The 16,426-nt window shown below is 66.9% G+C and carries 12 protein-coding genes, 1 tRNA gene and 2 pseudogenes; 7 read left to right on the forward strand and 8 right to left on the reverse strand.

From position 1 onward, the window contains the following. A pseudogene (locus ASF39_RS03675) lies at window positions 1-895 on the reverse strand (IS3 family transposase); the annotation flags it as partial. 443 nt (window positions 896-1,338) lie between these two features. Beyond that, window positions 1,339-1,485 (reverse strand): annotated as a pseudogene (locus tag ASF39_RS20955) (IS3 family transposase); the annotation flags it as partial. 556 nt (window positions 1,486-2,041) lie between these two features. Here ASF39_RS20955 and ASF39_RS03685 point away from each other — a divergent pair. Genes ASF39_RS03685 through ASF39_RS03695 form a run of 3 tightly spaced genes read left to right on the forward strand, consistent with a single transcriptional unit; the run spans window position 2,042 to window position 4,731 of the window. Further along, entirely contained in the window at window positions 2,042-2,590 is a 549-nt protein-coding gene (locus tag ASF39_RS03685; protein WP_056281157.1) for a DUF3489 domain-containing protein, read from the forward strand. 6 nt (window positions 2,591-2,596) lie between these two features. Beyond that, on the forward strand, window positions 2,597-3,136 hold the full coding sequence (locus ASF39_RS03690; protein ID WP_056281158.1) for a DUF2924 domain-containing protein: 540 nt from the start codon (window positions 2,597-2,599) through the stop codon (window positions 3,134-3,136). After that, window positions 3,133-4,731, forward strand: coding sequence for a recombinase family protein (locus ASF39_RS03695; protein ID WP_056281160.1), 1,599 nt, complete (start codon window positions 3,133-3,135; stop codon window positions 4,729-4,731). The genes ASF39_RS03690 and ASF39_RS03695 overlap by 4 nt, the downstream gene beginning before the upstream one ends. A 349-nt stretch (window positions 4,732-5,080) precedes the next feature. Here the strand turns inward: ASF39_RS03695 and ASF39_RS03700 are convergent. Next, window positions 5,081-5,156 (reverse strand) — tRNA-Ala (locus ASF39_RS03700). Between the two features lie 122 nt (window positions 5,157-5,278). Here ASF39_RS03700 and ASF39_RS03705 point away from each other — a divergent pair. After that, window positions 5,279-5,581, forward strand: a complete 303-nt coding sequence (locus tag ASF39_RS03705) for a YggT family protein (RefSeq protein ID WP_055882822.1) — start codon at window positions 5,279-5,281, stop codon at window positions 5,579-5,581. A 44-nt stretch (window positions 5,582-5,625) separates the two neighbouring features. Then, window positions 5,626-6,672 carry a MaoC family dehydratase gene (locus ASF39_RS03710; protein ID WP_056281162.1) on the forward strand — a complete coding sequence of 349 codons (1,047 nt, stop codon included), beginning with the start codon at window positions 5,626-5,628 and terminating at the stop codon, window positions 6,670-6,672. Between the two features lie 15 nt (window positions 6,673-6,687). Here ASF39_RS03710 and ASF39_RS03715 read toward each other — a convergent pair whose 3' ends face one another. From ASF39_RS03715 to ASF39_RS20960, 3 genes are all read right to left on the reverse strand, one after another. After that, window positions 6,688-7,491 carry a TSUP family transporter gene (locus tag ASF39_RS03715; RefSeq protein ID WP_056281163.1) on the reverse strand — a complete coding sequence of 268 codons (804 nt, stop codon included), beginning with the start codon at window positions 7,489-7,491 and terminating at the stop codon, window positions 6,688-6,690. Between the two features lie 36 nt (window positions 7,492-7,527). After that, a complete protein-coding gene (locus ASF39_RS03720) occupies window positions 7,528-8,127 on the reverse strand; it encodes a L,D-transpeptidase (RefSeq protein ID WP_056281165.1) in 600 nt (199 codons plus the stop codon). 431 nt (window positions 8,128-8,558) lie between these two features. Next, window positions 8,559-8,744 carry a hypothetical protein gene (locus ASF39_RS20960; RefSeq protein WP_156648320.1) on the reverse strand — a complete coding sequence of 62 codons (186 nt, stop codon included), beginning with the start codon at window positions 8,742-8,744 and terminating at the stop codon, window positions 8,559-8,561. A gap of 390 nt (window positions 8,745-9,134) precedes the next feature. On the opposite strand from ASF39_RS20960, the gene ASF39_RS03730 reads away from it, so the two are divergent. Together ASF39_RS03730 and ASF39_RS03735 are read left to right on the forward strand one after the other, a co-directional pair. Then, entirely contained in the window at window positions 9,135-10,310 is a 1,176-nt protein-coding gene (locus tag ASF39_RS03730; protein ID WP_156648372.1) for an efflux RND transporter periplasmic adaptor subunit, read from the forward strand. 3 nt (window positions 10,311-10,313) lie between these two features. After that, window positions 10,314-13,469, forward strand: a complete 3,156-nt coding sequence (locus ASF39_RS03735; RefSeq protein ID WP_056281170.1) for a multidrug efflux RND transporter permease subunit — start codon at window positions 10,314-10,316, stop codon at window positions 13,467-13,469. Between the two features lie 249 nt (window positions 13,470-13,718). On the opposite strand, the gene ASF39_RS03740 is transcribed toward ASF39_RS03735, so the two are convergent. Continuing rightward, window positions 13,719-14,537, reverse strand: a complete 819-nt coding sequence (locus ASF39_RS03740) for a succinate dehydrogenase iron-sulfur subunit (RefSeq protein WP_056281172.1) — start codon at window positions 14,535-14,537, stop codon at window positions 13,719-13,721. A 64-nt stretch (window positions 14,538-14,601) separates the two neighbouring features. Beyond that, complete coding sequence (gene sdhA, locus ASF39_RS03745) at window positions 14,602-16,413, reverse strand: succinate dehydrogenase flavoprotein subunit (RefSeq protein ID WP_056281175.1); 1,812 nt, start codon at window positions 16,411-16,413, stop codon at window positions 14,602-14,604. Window positions 16,414-16,426: the final 13 nt, after the last annotated feature.

Genomic DNA, 16,426 nt, shown 5'->3' on the forward strand with positions numbered 1-16,426 from the left:
AGGATGAACAGGTCCGAGAGCACGTCGATGACGTCGATCCCCTTGAGCTTGCGTGCGACCCGGATCGCCAGGCATTCGTGTGTGAACTCGTCGACCACGTTGAGCATCCGGATCTTKCGSCCATCGTGCGTGCGGGCCTCGACGAAGTCGTACGACCACACGTGATTGCGGTGTTCCGGGCGAAGACGAACACAKGAGCCGTCGTTGTCCCAGATCCGCCCTCGCTTGGGCTGCTTGGCCGGCACTTTCAGCCCCTCACGCCGCCAAATGCGTTCGACGCGCTTGTCGTTGACTGAGCCGTCGTTGTCCCAGATCCGCCCTCGCTTGGGCTGCTTGGCCGGCACTTTCAGCCCCTCACGCCGCCAAATGCGTTCGACGCGCTTGTCGTTGACGAACCACCCGGCCGCCTTCAGCAACGCACTGATCTTGCGGTAGCCGTAGCGCCCGTACTTCTCGGCCAACGCCACAAGATCAGCCGTCAGCGCCTCTTCGTCGTCGCGGCCCCGCGGTACCTTGCGCTGTGTCGAGCGATGCTGTCCGAGCGCCCGACAGGCGCGGCGCTCGGAGACGGTCATCGTCAGCATGATGTGCTCGACACAGGCGCGTCGGCGCGCGGGGCTCAGAAGTTTCCCCGGGACGCCTCCTGCAAGATCAGCTTGTCGAGGGTGAGATCCGCAATCGCCTTTCGAAGCCGAGCGTTCTCGGTCTCCAGATCCTTCATCCGTCGAACCTGATCCGACTTCAGGCCGCCAAACTCACGCCGCCACCGGTAGTACGTCACTGAACTCACGCCGAGCGCGCGGATTGCATCGGCCACGCTCTGGCCCTGTGAGATCAGCACATCCGCCTGCCGTAGCTTGGCGACGATCTCCTCGGGCTTCGGGTGCTTTGCCATCTYGTCCGTCCTCCAGGCTCAAAAGCCATACCAAAGGGCGGACCACTTCAATGGGGGCTGATCAGGACAGACGCCCTGCGCAGCGGTGGTCCGGGCAAGAAGCAACAGTCCGGACGGATCGAGCGTCAGTTCATCGACGTGCAACCCATCGGGCACTGTCGGTAGAGACGGGTTCGAGATTGGCATCCGACGCCTCCTCGGTCACGGTGAGGATCAACGCTCAAAAGCCAGATCTGACTCCGTCAGCACCAAAAGTGCGGATGAACCCGAAGTTTAACCCCAGTAAAAGTGCAGCTAATCGGTTGGTCACGCTGCAAAAATTAGAATGAAGGTGGGGTCACGATCGACGCCGATCGTGACCCCACCTGTGCCGAGCAATGCGCTATAAAAACAAAGGCTAAACTAAGCTGAGAGAGGGGGGCATGGTTCGAGGCTTCTTAACACTCCTTGCGCCAGCGATAGTAGCTTTGCTCGGAGATATCTGCCTCCCGGCACGCTATCGCCAAACTTTTAACCTGCGCCGTCTGCACCTTAATTTAGTGCAGCTTCAGCACCACCTGGTCCGCACCCGTCTTCTGACCGCGCTTTATGTCCAGCTCCTTCAGTCTTGGCTGATCCTCTCAATCAGCCCGGTCCAAAGTCAGCCGGTCAGGTCAGATGGTCTCGCGGCGCTGACTTTGTAACGGGCCCTGCCTCATTCTGTGCGTGCAATCGGATTTTTCAACTATTCCACTCGACATTTTCCTCGAACGGAGCATGTGTGTGTTCGGTCGAATGGTCGGGGGAGAGCAATGCGCTCAGCAGGATTGAGTATAGCGGTATGCCTCTAAAAGAGCGGTTCTTGGCTGATCGCTGAGGCAGCGTCAGCGTCAGCCAAGGTGCCTATGGACTTTCTTCGAGGCCGTCTCGGAATGCCAGGCGCTTTTGATGGCCATAGATCGCGATGAGCCCATCAACAAGGCAATGACCTCTCACGGTGCTACGTGTCTGATCGGTCGCATGAGCCGCCCTGGCGAGTCGCGACAGCCGCGGAGCCCCTGATCGCGCGCAAGTCTGGCCCTCTCCGGGCCCCCTGCCCCGCCGGCATCGCGCCGACTGCGGGGTCAGGTTGGTGGCAGCCCCTGCCGATCCCGGAGAACACGATCGATGTCGACCTTCACCCTGTCCTGCTCCGAAGCCAAGATCCTCGCCCTCGCCGCCGCTCAGCCCGATGGCCCGATCGTGCTTCCTTCCCCCCTGAAGCCGGGCACGGCTCAGCGCTTGATGGCCAAGTTTCTCAAGCATGAGCTGATCGTGTCACGCGATCGGGATGGGCAGGTTAGCCACTACCTGACCGCCGCCGGGTACCGGTCCGTTGGCTTGGAGCCGCCGGTTGCTGTGTCCACCCATCAGGCATCGGCTAGCAAGCGGCAACAGGTTGTCGACTTCCTCCGCCGAACCGAAGGCGCAAACTTGTCTGAACTGATCGTCCTCACAGGCTGGCTGCCGCACACCACCCGCGCTGCCTTGTCTCGTTTGCGCTCGGGCGGGCTGACTCTGGTGAAGTCGACACGCGAGGATGGATCGACAGCCTATCGCATCATGACCGCAGAGCCGGACAAGCTGAAGCCTCGGCGTACCCCTGCCAAACGGAAGCCTGCCGATGCACGAGGAGCGGTCGATGCAAGCGCATCCGCCAGCGCGACGGCGGTCTGATCGCCGATGAGCGCCCCGCTCTCCCGTGCGCCTCGGTCCGGGCAGGATCGGATCGAGGCCGACCTCGCCAGATTGGCCTCGGCCGATCTGGCGGAGCTGCGGCGACGCTGGCGGCGGTTGGTCGGGCGTCCCGCACCCGAGAAGCTGTCCCGTGCCTTCCTGCATCGCCTGCTCGCCTATCGCCTCCAGGCCGCAGCGCTCGGCGACCTCGATCGTGAGAGTGTGGCGCTACTGGATCGCCTCGGACCACAATCACCCGGCCGCGACGGAGCGATCGCCCTGCCCGCCCGCCCGGTGCACCGCCCGGGCACCTTGCTGGTGCGGGAATGGCAGGGACAGTTGCACCGGGTCACGGTGCTCGACCTGGGTTTTGCCTGGGAGGGCAGATCCTACGACAGCCTGTCGAAGGTCGCTCGCGCCATCACCGGTACCAACTGGAACGGGCCGCGCTTCTTCGGCCTGCGCGAGAAGACAAAGCCCCCGGAACCGCAAGGCGCTCGTATCACGGCTCGTGCCACTGCGACCGTCGGGAGTCGTTGGCCATGACCGGCCGTGGCGCCTCGACATTGCGCAGCATCGCAGCTCCGGTGGCGAGGCCGCTGCGCTGCGCGATCTACACCCGGGTCTCGACCGAGCACGGGCTGGAGCAGGAGTTCAACTCGCTTCACAATCAGCGCGAAGCGGCCGAGGCCTACATCAAAAGCCAGGCCCATGAGGGCTGGCGTTGCCTCCCCGCCCCCTACGACGATGGCGGCTTCTCGGGAGGATCGCTCGAGCGCCCTGCCCTGCAGCGGCTGCTGGCGGAGATCGCCCTGAAGCGCATCGACGTGGTGGTGGTCTACAAGGTCGACCGCCTCACTCGTTCGCTTTCGGACTTCGCGAGGCTGGTCGAGCTGTTCGATGCGCATGGGGTCTCGTTCGTATCGGTGACCCAGGCCTTCAACACTACGACCAGCATGGGCCGGCTCACCCTCAACGTGCTCCTGTCCTTTGCCCAGTTCGAGCGGGAGGTCACGGGCGAACGCATCCGCGACAAGATCGCAGCCTCGAAGCGCAAGGGCCTCTGGATGGGCGGGGTGGTACCGCTCGGCTACCGGGTCGAAGCGCGCGCCCTCCATGTGGTCGAGGAGCATGCCGTCCTGATCCGCAGCATCTTCGCTCGTTACCTCGAGCTTGGCGCGGTCACCAGGTTGCAGGCCGAGTTGGATGAGGCCGGCATTACCGTGCCCGGGCGGATCGACGGCAAGGGCAATCGCCTTGGAGGCAAGCCCTTCAGTCGGGGGCATCTCTACCAGATCCTGGCGAGCCCACTCTATATCGGCAGGCTCACCCATCGCGGTCGCGTCTTCGAGGGCCAGCATCAGCCGATTGTCGAGGCGGCCACTTTCGAGGTGGTGCAGGCAAAGCTCACAGCCAACCATCATGGCAAGGCATCGCACCGCCTGCCTTGCGAGCATCTCCTCGTCGGCCGCATCCACACCGCCGAGGGTCATGCCCTGACCCCGAGCCATGCCGTCAAGGGGGCACGGCGCTACCGCTACTACGTCAGCCAGGCCGTCCTGAAGGGGAAGGAAGCTGCGAGGCACAGCGATGCCAATCCGATCCGCCGCCTCTCCGCCCCCGACATCGAAGCGGCCGTCGTCCAGTCCCTGCGCTCGCAGTTCCCCAGGGCAGGCGACCTCAGCGATGCCGAGCTGATTGCAAGCCGCTTGACCCAGGTCGTCGTGCATCCCGATGCCCTGCAGCTCGAACTCACCGGCGAGGAGCGCAGCGTCGTTCAAGTCGCGTGGTCGCCGAACCGGAGCCAACGGCATCGCGAGATCATCGTGCCGCCTGGTTCCGATCGCCTTGGACTCCGCCCGATGAAGGTCGAGGACCGCGCCCGCATCCTGAAGGCCGTCGCCACCGCTCGATCCTGGATCGACGATCTCCTCGCGGCCCGCATCGCCGACACCGATGCCATCGCCATGCGGGAAGGCTGCAGTGAGCGCTCGGTCCGGATGACATTGTCGCTGGCACAGCTGTCGCCGCGCATCGTCCAGGCCCTCGTCGAGGGCCGACTGCCGCGCGGCATCAGCATCAAGTCGCTGGCTGAGCTCCCGCTGTCCTGGGCTGAACAGGAACACGCGATCGGGTTCTGAGCGAAGCCATCGGAACCGGCATCCTGCGACGATCCTTCTAATCGTTAGCCACGCAGGCTCCGCATCGCCAGTCGGCCTTCCGGATCACCGACCGCGGCAGATGCAGTGAGCGGCGTCGCTGACCGAGAAAACGGCGTTACGACCACCGCCGAGGACTGCCGAAAGCCGCCGATTGCCGTGCATCTGCGGAAACGGTTTTTGGCCTGCCTGAGACTGGGCCAAGATCCGGCGCCCAAAACTGCGCAGCAAACGGCAGAGACTGGCTCTCCGAAAGAGACCCTCGCCTAACCTACCGAAACGAAAAGACTATTCCTGACGACCACCAACCCTCCAGTTTATGTGGACGGCCTGGTGGAGCTGAGCGGGATCGAACCGCTGACCTCCGCAGTGCGATTGCGGCGCTCTCCCATCTGAGCTACAGCCCCGTTCCGAGGTGCGAGCCTTCTAGGCTCGGGCGCCTCGGCCTGTCAATTCCGTAAAATTCCCGCCGCCGCCGCGCCTGCCGGTGCCCTCCGGGCGGGCCGCTTCGAGGACATCGGAACCGCGCATGAACGCCTTCATCTGGCTCTTCGACACCGTGGTCCAGCTCTACATCTACGTCCTGATCGCGAGCGCGGTCCTGAGTTGGCTCGTCGCCTTCAACGTGGTGAACGTGCGCAACCCGATCGTGTCGCAGATCGGCGAGGTCTTGTACCGGCTGACCGAGCCCGTGCTCCGGCCGATCCGCAACATCCTGCCCAATCTCGGCGGCGTCGACCTCTCGCCGATCGTGCTCGTGCTCCTGCTCCTGTTCGCGAGCCGCCTGCTGCACGAGTTCATCCCGACCCAGACGGTGGTCTACACGCGCTGACGACGGCCGACATTCTCGCAGGCATTCTCGCAGGAACGACGCGCATGAAGACCAATCCCGGCCGCTTCTTCGAGGACTACCGCCTCGGCGAGACCATCCGCCATGCCACCCCGCGCACCGTGACGAGCGGCGATGTCGCCCTCTACACCGCGCTCTACGGCCCCCGTTTCGCCGTGCAGTCGTCGGACGCCTTCGCCCGCGCCATCGGCTATCCGCAGAGCCCCCTCGACGACCTGCTGACCTTCCATGTCGTCTTCGGCAAGACGGTGCCGGACATCTCGCTCAACGCCCTGGCCAACCTCGGCTATGCCGAGGGCGGCTTTCGCCGGCCGGTCTATCCGGGCGAGACCCTGTCCACGGTCTCGGAGGTGATCGGCCTCAAGGAGAGTTCGAACCGCCAGACCGGAGTGGTCTACGTGCGCTCCACCGGCTCGGACGCCAACGGCGAGACGGTGCTGAGCTACTGCCGCTGGGTGCTGGTGAGGAAGCTCGACCCGGAGGCCAGGGTCGCGCAGGAGCACGTCCCGACCTTCGCCAAGGTGGTCGACCCGGTCGATCTCGCCGGCGCCCTCCCCCCGCTGAACACGGCCGCCTACGACCTCGATCTGGCGGGCAGCCCGCACCGCTTCTCGGATTACACGGTCGGCGAGAAGATCGACCACGTCGACGGCATGACCGTCGAGGAGGCCGAGCACCAGATCGCCACGCGCCTCTACCAGAACACCGCCAAGGTGCATTTCGACGGGTTCGCCGCCAAGGACACGCGCTTCGGCCGCCGCCTGATCTACGGCGGCGTCGTCATCTCGCTCGCCCGCGCTCTGAGCTTCAACGGTCTGGGCAACGCCTTCGCGCTCGCGGGCATCAACGCCGGCCGCCACGTGGCGCCGCTGTTTGCCGGCGACACCGTCTATGCGTGGAGCGAGGTGCTGGAGACCGCCGAACTCCCTGGCCGCACGGACATCGGAGCGCTTCGCCTGCGCACCGTCGCCACCAAGAACCAGTCTTGCGGCGCCCATCCCCACATGGTCGGCGACGGCTACGACCAGGCCGTGATCCTGGACCTGGATTATTGGGCGTTCATTCCGCGCTGACGGTTGCGACAGGCCTTATCCTGCGGACAGGGCCGCCGTCACCGCCTGCCTGAGCGGGTTCTCCGGGTTCGACAGCAGCCGCAGCGCCATCGCGCAGGCGATGGTCACCAGCAGCGGCCGGATCAGGCGGGCGCCGAGCCGGATCGCCAGGACCGAGCCGATCTGGGCGCCGATGAAGGCGCCCAGCGCCATGGCGAGGCCGATCGGCCAGACCACGTGGCCGCCGGCCGCGAACAGCGCGAGGCTGCCGAGATTGCTCGCCGCATTGGCGAGCTTGGTATGGGCGGTGGCCCGCACCACACCGAGCCCGAGCAGCGTCACGAAGCCGATCATGTAGAAGGCGCCCGCTCCGGGGCCGAACACGCCGTCGTAGAAGCCGACCGCCGGCGCCACGCTCAGGGCGAACACCCCCGGCGTCAGTCGGGCCGCCGCGTCCTCGCTGCTCATGCGCTTGGCGAAGGCGAAGTAGAGGGCGATGCCCACGAGCAGGATCGGCACCGCCGCATCGAGGACGGCGCGCGGCAGCAGGCTGACGCACAGCGCGCCGGCCACCGAGGCGATCCCGGCGCAGAGCGCGATCTTCCAGGCGGCGGGCCAATGGATCAGCCCGCGCCGCGCGAAGGCGATGGTGGAGGAGACCGCCCCGGCGCTGCCCTGGAGCTTGTTGGTGGCGATGGCCGCCACGGGGTCGAGCCCGGCCAGCAGCAGCGCGGGGACGGTGATGAGCCCCCCGCCCCCGGCGATGGCGTCGACGCAGCCCGCCGCCACGGCCACCGCGAACAGGGTCGCGATCAGGCTGATGTCGATGCCGAGGATCATGGGGTTTCCGGTGAACGGCCGTAGGAGGCGGGCGCCTCAGTTGCGCACGATCACCCGCGTTCCGACCTTCACGCGGTCGTAGAGGTCGACCACGTCCTTGTTGGTCATGCGGATGCAGCCCGACGAGACCGCGGCTCCCATGGTCTCCGGCTCGTTGGAGCCGTGGATGCGGTAGAGCGAGGAGCCCAGATACATCGCGCGGGCGCCGAGCGGGTTGTCCTGTCCCCCGGCCATGAAGCGCGGCAGGTCGGGGCGGCGGGCCAGCATCTGGGCCGGAGGCCGCCACGACGGCCATTCCCGCTTCATGGTGACGGTCTTCTGGCCGGACCAGGAGAAGCCCTGCCGGCCGACCCCGACCCCGTAGCGCACGGCCTGGCCGCCGCCGAGCACGTAGTAGAGCCGGCGTTGGCTTTGCGAGACCACGACGGTGCCGGGTTTCTCGGAGCCATTCCACGCCACCGTCTCGCGCGGGATCGCCTGCTCGCGGAAGATGTTCATGAAGTCGGCGATCGGGCCGCTGTCGAACGGATTGGCAGCCTGGGCCGGCGTACCGGCGGCGATCAGGGCCGCGAAGGCGGATGCCGCGATCGAGCGGGAAGAGCCCAGGAAAAAGGGGCGCAGGAAAAAGGGGCGCATGGTCGTTCTCTCTCTCGTGTGGGGGGCGGACCAAGGCTCGGGCGGGCAAAGACCATCCCGGCGGCCCGTGGCCGGCCCGACCTCGATCGGTCGAGTCGCGTGACGGGGGCCAGCCTTGTCCGGCCCGGACTCGGGGGTCAAGGCGTTCGGGGGGCAGGGCGTCCGGGCAAGGCGTCCGGGCGAGGCGTCCGGGGATCGAGCCATCCGCCCGGGAACGGCCCCGGGTCGGTCTTTTTTCAGCGGTCGGCAGGGTCCGGTGCCGGGTCGACAGAATGTCGCAGGGAGTTGCGGCCCGGCGGCGGCGGCCCCAGAGTCTGCCGGTGCAACCCACTCGGATCATCGTCGCGACGCCGCATTTTTCGGGTGAGCGCAGGAACCAAGGCGCCGGACCGGTGCGTGGCGCGTCCGTGCGCGCACGGGTGTCCGGCCTCTTACTCTTCAGGTTCCTTGCGGTCGGCCTGATCGTTCTCGCGTCCTTTGGCGGCTTTGGCCCGACCGACACCCAGCCGCTCCCGCATTGGCGCGCGTCGCCGGTGTATCTCGTCGGCGCGGGTATGGACGGGCTCGTGCCGGTCCATGTCGCGGGCGAGGTCGCCGACGAAGGGGTCGGCGTCCATCAGGCGGTCCGCGAGCCGGTGGCCGCCATCGACGCGGCGGACGCTCTGTTCCGGGTGGCGCAGGGACCTGGTCCCGCCGGCCGCCTCGGCCAATGGCTTCCCGATAGGCCTCCCCGGGCTATCTAGGCCCCCGCTGGGCTCTCGCCCTCGTGACCGTGCGCCGTTTCGGCCGGTCGCGATCCCCCGTCGCCGCCGCATCCTCGCCATGTCCGGCGTGCAGCGTGCATGGGGCTTCTTATCGATCACCCTCGCGGGCGTTTCGCGGGTCTTCGTCGACCGGGCTTCATCCGATGCCGCCGGTCATTCGCCTCGCGTGCCTCACTCAGGAGCATCCCGATCGTGCCTTCGTCCCACCGGCCCTGGCCGACCGTCGTCTCGGCGGCTCTCCTGATGACCGTCCTCACCGGTTGCAACCAGAAGCAGCAGGCCGCCGCACCCGCCGCGCCGCCGCCGGAGATCAGCTACGTCACGGTCAAGCCGCAGCCGATCCCCTATCAGCGCGATCTGCCCGGCCGCGTGGCGCCGATGCGGATCGCCGAGGTGCGGGCCCGCGTCGGCGGCCTCGTGGTCAAGCGGACTTTCGAGCAGGGCAGCCAGGTCAAGGAGGGCGACGTCCTCTACAAGATCGATCCGGCCCCCTATCAGGTCGATCTCGCCAGTGCCGAGGCCGTGCTGGCCCGCACCGAGGCCGCCCTCGTCCTCGCCTCCCAGCAGGCCGAGCGCCTCGAGACGCTGCTCTCCCGCCAGACCGCGAGCCAGGCGCAGTACGACAGCGCTTACGCCGCGCAGAAGCAGGCCGAAGCCGAGGTGGCCGGTGCCAAGGCGGCCCGCGACAGGGCCCGGCTCAACCTGAGCTACACCGACGTGCGCGCCCCGATCTCGGGTCGGATCGGACGGGCCCTCCTCACCGAGGGCGCCCTCGTCGAGCAGGGCGGCACCGCCAACCTCGCCACGATCCAGCAGCTCGACCCGATCTACGTGGACATCACCCAGTCGGTGGGCGAACTGACCAAGCTGCGGCGGGATCTCGCCAGCGGCGAACTCGATCGTCTCGCCCACGACAGCGCCAACGCGCAGCTCATCATGGACGACGGCTCCTTCTATCCATCGGCGGGCCGCGTCCTGTTCTCGGACGTGACCGCCGACCCGAGCACGGGCCAGGTCACCCTGCGCGTGCTCTTCCCCAACCCCAACGACGACCTCTTCCCCGGCATGTACGCCCGCGCCCGCATCAAGCAGGGCATCGACAAGGATGCCATCGCCGTGCCGCAGCAGGCGATCCAGCGCACCAACGACGGCAAGGCAGAGGTCTGGGTGATCGGCAAGGACGACAAGGTGATGCTCCAGCCCGTGGAGGTCGGCCCGATCGTCGAGAACAACTGGCTGATCCGCGAAGGCCTCAAGCCGGGCGAGCGCGTCGTCGTCGAGGGCGTTCAGAAGATCAGCGCCGGCATGGTGGTCAAGCCCGTTCCCGCCGACGGCGAAGCCAAGGGTACGCAGGCGGATGCCGGGGACAAGGCGTCTCCCGGGGCCCCTGCCCCCGTCACGGAAGCCGGGGTGCGCTGAGCCATGGCATCCTTCTTCATCGACCGGCCGGTCTTCGCCTGGGTCGTCGCCCTGTTCATCTGCCTGGGCGGCGTGCTGGCCATCCCGATGCTGCCGATCGCGCAGTATCCGGTGATCGCGCCGCCCTCGATCGCCCTCTCCACCGCCTATCCCGGCGCCTCGGTGGAGAACCTCTATACCGGCACCACGCGTCTCATCGAGGACGAGCTCAACGGGGCCGCCAACATCCTGAGCTTCGAGAGCGCCAGCGACGCCTTCGGCGTCGTCGAGATCACGGCGCAGTTCAAGCCGGGGACCGATTCGAGCCTCGCCGGCGTCGAGGTGCAGAACCGCCTCAAGCGCATCGAGGCGCGCCTGCCCGCGGAGGTGCGCCAGCAGGGCACCCTGGTGGAGGAGGCCTCGGCCGCAACCCTCAACATCATCACCCTGATCTCGCCCGACAAGTCGATGGACGAGATCGCGCTGGGCGACTTCCTCATCCGCAACGTCATCAACGAGATCCGCCGCATCCCCGGCGTCGGCCGCGCCACGCTCTATTCCACCGAGCGGTCTTTGCGCATCTGGGTCGATTCCGACAAGCTGCGCGGCCTCTCGCTCAACGCCTCGGACGTCTCCAAGGCCATCACCAACCAGAACGTCCAGATCGCCTCGGGCGCGGTCGGCGCGCAGCCGAGCCCGTCCACCAACCCGGTCAACTTCCCCATCATCGTCAAGGGCCAGATGACGGCGCCCGAGGAATTCGGTGCCATCGTGCTCCGCGCCAACCCGGACGGCTCCACCGTGCGCCTGCGCGACATCGCCCGGATCGAGCTCGGCGGCGAGGACTACAAGTTCACCACCCGCCTCGACGGCGGCCCGGCCGCGGGCATCTCGGTGACGCTCGCCCCGGACGGTAACGCCCTCGAGACCGCCAAGGGCATCCGCGCCAAGATGGAGGAACTGTCGCAGTTCTTCCCCTCCAACGTGAAGTGGGACATCCCCTACGACATCACGCCCGCCGTCAACGCCTCGATCCACAAGGTGCTGATGACGCTGATCGAGGCGGTGGTCCTCGTGTTCGTGGTGATGTTCATCTTCCTGCAGAACATCCGCTACACCCTGATCCCGACCATCGTCGTTCCCATCGCGCTGATGGGCACCTGCACCGTCATGCTGCTCGCCGGCTTCTCGGTGAACGTCCTGACCATGTTCGGCATGGTGCTGGCCATCGGCATCCTCGTCGACGACGCCATCGTCGTGGTCGAGAACGTCGAGCGCATCATGAACGAGGAGGGGCTGCCGCCCAAGGAAGCCACCCGCAAGGCCATGGACCAGATCACCGGGGCCATCATCGGCATCACCCTGGTGCTGGTGGCGGTGTTCATCCCGATGGCGTTCTTCCCCGGCTCGGTGGGCATCATCTACCGGCAGTTCTCCATCGCGATGGTGACCTCGATCGCCTTCTCGGCGCTCCTGGCCCTGACCCTGACGCCCGCGCTCTGCGCCACCCTGCTCAAGCCCATCGAGAAGGGCCACGGCCATTCCAAGGGCGGCGTCTTCGGCTGGTTCAACCGCGTCGTCGACCGCGAGACCGCCCGCTACGGACGCGGCGTCTCGGCCTTCATCGCCCGCTCCGGGCGGGTGATGGTGATCTACCTGATCCTGGTCGCCGGCCTCGCCTACGCCTTCGTGCGCCTGCCCGAAGGCTTCCTGCCGGTGGAGGACCAGGGCTTCTTCACGGTGGACATCCAGACGCCGCCGGGCTCGTCCTTCAACCGCACGGAAGCGGCGGTGAAGAAGGTCGAGGAGCATCTCCTGGCCCAGCCGGGCGTGGCGAGCGTGACCATCGTGAACGGCTTCTCGTTCTCGGGACAAGGCCAGGTCACGTCCCAGGCCTTCGTCACCCTCAAGCCCTGGGGCGAGCGCGACGCGGCCAATTCCGCCGCCAACCTCGTGGAGGGGACCAACAAGGCGCTGTCCGGCTACAAGGACGCGATCATCCAGGCGCTGGAGCCGCCGCCGATCGACAACCTCGGCAACGCCTCGGGCTTCAGCTTCCGCCTGCAGGACCGGGCGCAGAAGGGCTACTCGGCCCTGATGGCGGCGCAGGAGCAACTGCTCTCGCTCGCCAAGAAGAGCCCGATCCTCACCAAGGTCTACGTCGAGGGCCTGCCGCCGGCCCCCCAGGCCGAACTCGTGATCGACCGCGAGAAGGCCGCTGCGCTCGGCGTCGACTTCGAGGAGATCAACAACACGATCCAGGTCAATCTCGGTTCGGTCTACACCAACGACTTCCCGAACCGGGGCAAGATGCAGCGCGTCATCGTGCAGGCCGAGGACAGCCAGCGCCTGAAGGCGGCCGACATCCTGAACTACGGCGTCAAGAACGCGCAGGGCACCATGGTGCCGATGTCGTCCTTCGCCGACCTGAAGTGGAGCGTCGGCCCGGCCCAGATCATCGGGTTCAACGGCTACCAGTCGGTGCGCATCACCGGCGAGCCTAAGCCCGGCTACACCTCGGGCGATGCCATCGCCGAGATGGAGCGCCTGATGGAGCAGCTGCCCAAGGGCTTCGGCTACACCTGGACCGGGCAATCGCTCCAGGAGAAGGAGGCTGGCAGCCAGGCGTCGCTGCTCCTGGCCCTCTCGATCCTGATCGTGTTCCTGTGCCTGGCCGCTCTCTACGAGAGCTGGTCGATCCCGTTCTCGGTGCTGCTCGTCATCCCGCTGGGCGTCGTCGGCTCGGTGGCGGCGGTGTACCTGCGCGGCCTGCCCAACGACGTCTATTTCAAGATCGGGCTCATCACGATCATCGGCCTCTCGGCCAAGAACGCGATCCTGATCGTGGAATTCGCCAAGGACCTCTGGAAGCCGGGCAAGTCCCTGGTCGACGCCACGGTGGAGGCGGCGACCCTGCGCTTCCGCCCGATCGTGATGACCTCGCTGGCCTTCATCTTCGGCGTGGTGCCTCTGGCCATCGCGTCCGGTGCGGCTTCGAAGAGCCAGCAGGCGATCGGCACCGGCGTGCTCGGCGGCATGATCTCGGCGACGGTGCTGGCCGTGATGTTCGTGCCGGTGTTCTTCGTCGTCGTGATGCGCCTGTTCCGGGTCAAGCAGGGCGGCGCCGAGGAGCCGGCGGCAGAGGCGAAGCCCTCGGCCCATCCCGCGCCGGCCGAGTAGCGCGGGACCCCCCTCCCCCATATTGGGGGAGGGCGGCCTACGTCGTGGGTCGGGAGCAGGGAGCTGCGGTCTTTCTGGAGAGGTCGCGATCCCCTCCCCCGCCCGGCATCCGCCGGGCATCGTCCCCGTCAGAAGAGGTCAGATTCCTACCATTTCCGGTTGATCACTTCGTGATGCGGACATGGGCTTCGCTCAGGCGCCGCGCGGGCTCGGTGATACGGTGCCCGCTCGATTCAAGCGGAAACTGTATCACACCTCGCGCACGACCATCATCTTCTTGATCTCGGCGATGGCCTTGGCCGGGTTCAGTCCCTTCGGGCAGGCGTTGGCGCAGTTCATGATCGTGTGGCAGCGGTAGAGCCGGAACGGATCGTGCAGCGCGTCGAGCCGCTCGCCGGTGTTCTCGTCGCGGCTGTCGATCAGCCAGCGGTAGGCCTGCAGCAGGGCGGCGGGGCCGAGGAAGCGGTCGCCGTTCCACCAGTAGCTCGGGCAGGAGGTGGTGCAGCAGGCGCACAGGATGCACTCGTAGAGCCCGTCGAGCTGAGCCCGGTCCTCGGGTGTCTGCTTCCACTCGCCCTCCGGGGCGGGGGTCTCGGTCTGGAGCCAGGGCTCGATCGATGCGTGCTGGGCGAAGAAGTTGGTCAGGTCCGGCACCAGGTCCTTCAGCACCGGCATGTGCGGCAGCGGGTAGATCCGCACCGCGCCGGTCTTCTTTGCCCCAGGATTCTTGCCCTTCGCATGCTCCTGGCACTCGTCGATGCCCATGGTGCAGGCGAGGGCGTTCTGGCCCTCGATGTTCATGGCGCAGGAGCCGCAGATGCCCTCGCGGCAGGAGCGCCGGAACACCAGGGTCGAATCGACCTTCGCCTTAATCCACAGGAGGGCGTCGAGCACCATCGGCCCGCAATCGTCGCGGTCGACCTGATAGGTATCGACACGCGGATTGGCGCCGTCGTCCGGGTTCCAGCGGTAGATCCGGAACTCCTGCAGGTTGTTGGCCCCCGGCGGACGGGGCCAGGTCTTGCCCTCGGTGAGCTTGGAATTCTTGGGGAGGGCGAATTCGGCCATGGTGTAGCGTGCCTATTTCCGTCTCGAAAGATTCATCACTGGAAGCAAGTCAAAGACCGTTTCCTCAATACACCCGCGCCTTCGGCTCGATGTACTGGATCTCGTTCGACATCGTATAGGTATGGACCGGCCGGTAATCGATGCTGACCTGCTTCGAAGTGTCGTTCATCCAGGCCAGAGTGTGCTTCATCCATTCCTTGTCGTCGCGGTCGGGGAAGTCCTCGCGGGCATGCGCCCCGCGGCTCTCCTTGCGGTTGGCCGCCGATTCCATCGTCACCACCGCCTGGCCGATCAGGTTGTCGAATTCCAGGCTCTCCAGGAGGTCGGTGTTCCAGATCAGGGAGCGGTCCTCGATGCGGATGTCGGCCGTGCCGGCGGCGACCTTGTGGATCAGGGCCTTGCCCTCCTCCAGCACTTCGCCGGTGCGGAAGACGGCGCAGTTGTTCTGCATGGTCTTCTGCATCTCGGCGCGCAGTTCGGCGGTGGGGGTGCCGCCGTCGGCGTAGCGGAAGCGGTCGAGGCGCGAGAGCGCCTTGTCGGCCGAGTCCTTCGGCAGGTCCATCTGGCGGCGGCCCGGCTCGACGATCTCGGCGCAGCGCAGGCCCGCCGCGCGGCCGAACACCACGAGGTCGATGAGGGAGTTCGAGCCCAGCCGGTTGGCGCCGTGGACGGAGACGCAGGCCGCTTCGCCGAGCGCCATCAGGCCCGGCACCACCGTGTCGGGGTTGCCGTTCTTCAGGGTCAGCACCTCGCCGTGATAGTTCGTGGGGATGCCGCCCATGTTGTAGTGCACCGTCGGCAGCACCGGGATCGGCTCCTTGGTGACGTCGACGCCGGCGAAGATCTTGGCGGATTCCGAGATGCCCGGCAGACGCTGGTGCAGGATCGCCGGGTCGAGGTGGTCGAGGTGCAGGTAGATGTGGTCGTTACCCTTGCCGACGCCGCGACCGGCGCGGATCTCCATGGTCATCGAGCGCGAGACCACGTCGCGGGAGGCGAGGTCCTTGGCCGATGGCGCGTAGCGCTCCATGAAACGCTCGCCCTCGGAATTGGTCAGGTAGCCGCCTTCGCCGCGCGCGCCCTCGGTGATGAGGCAGCCAGCACCGTAGATGCCGGTGGGGTGGAACTGCACGAACTCCATGTCCTGCAGCGGCAGGCCGGCGCGCAGGACCATGGCGTTGCCGTCGCCGGTACAGGTGTGGGCGGAGGTGGCCGAGAAATACGAGCGGCCGTAGCCGCCGGTGGCCAGGATCGTCTGCTGGGCGCGGAAACGGTGGATCTCGCCGGTGGCCTGGTCGATGGCGACGACCCCGAGGCAGCGCCCGTCCTCGTCCATGATCAGGTCGAGGGCGAAGTACTCGATGAAGAAGTTGGTGTTGTTCTTCACCGCCTGCCCATAGAGGGTGTGGAGCATGGCGTGGCCGGTGCGGTCGGCCGCGGCACAGGTGCGTTGCGCCGTGCCCTTGCCGTACTCGGTGGTCATGCCGCCGAAGGGGCGCTGGTAGATCTTGCCTTCCTCGGTGCGCGAGAACGGCACGCCCCAATGTTCCAGCTCGTAGACCGCGGCCGGCGCGTTGCGGACGAGGTATTCGATGGCGTCCTGGTCGCCGAGCCAGTCCGACCCCTTCACGGTGTCGTACATGTGCCAGCGCCAGTCGTCCGGCCCCATGTTGCCGAGCGAGGCCGAAATCCCCCCCTGCGCCGCCACCGTGTGCGAACGGGTGGGGAACACCTTGGTGATGCAGGCGGTGCGCAGGCCCGCCTGGCTGCAGCCCACCGTGGCGCGCAGGCCCGCGCCGCCGGCGCCGACGATCACCACGTCGAAGGTGTGGTCGATGATGGTGTAGGCCGAAGCCCCGTTGCCGTTGGTGGCCATGAGCGAGATCCCT

The organism is Methylobacterium sp. Leaf108, from assembly GCF_001423265.1.
Classification (GTDB): Bacteria; Pseudomonadota; Alphaproteobacteria; order Rhizobiales; family Beijerinckiaceae; genus Methylobacterium.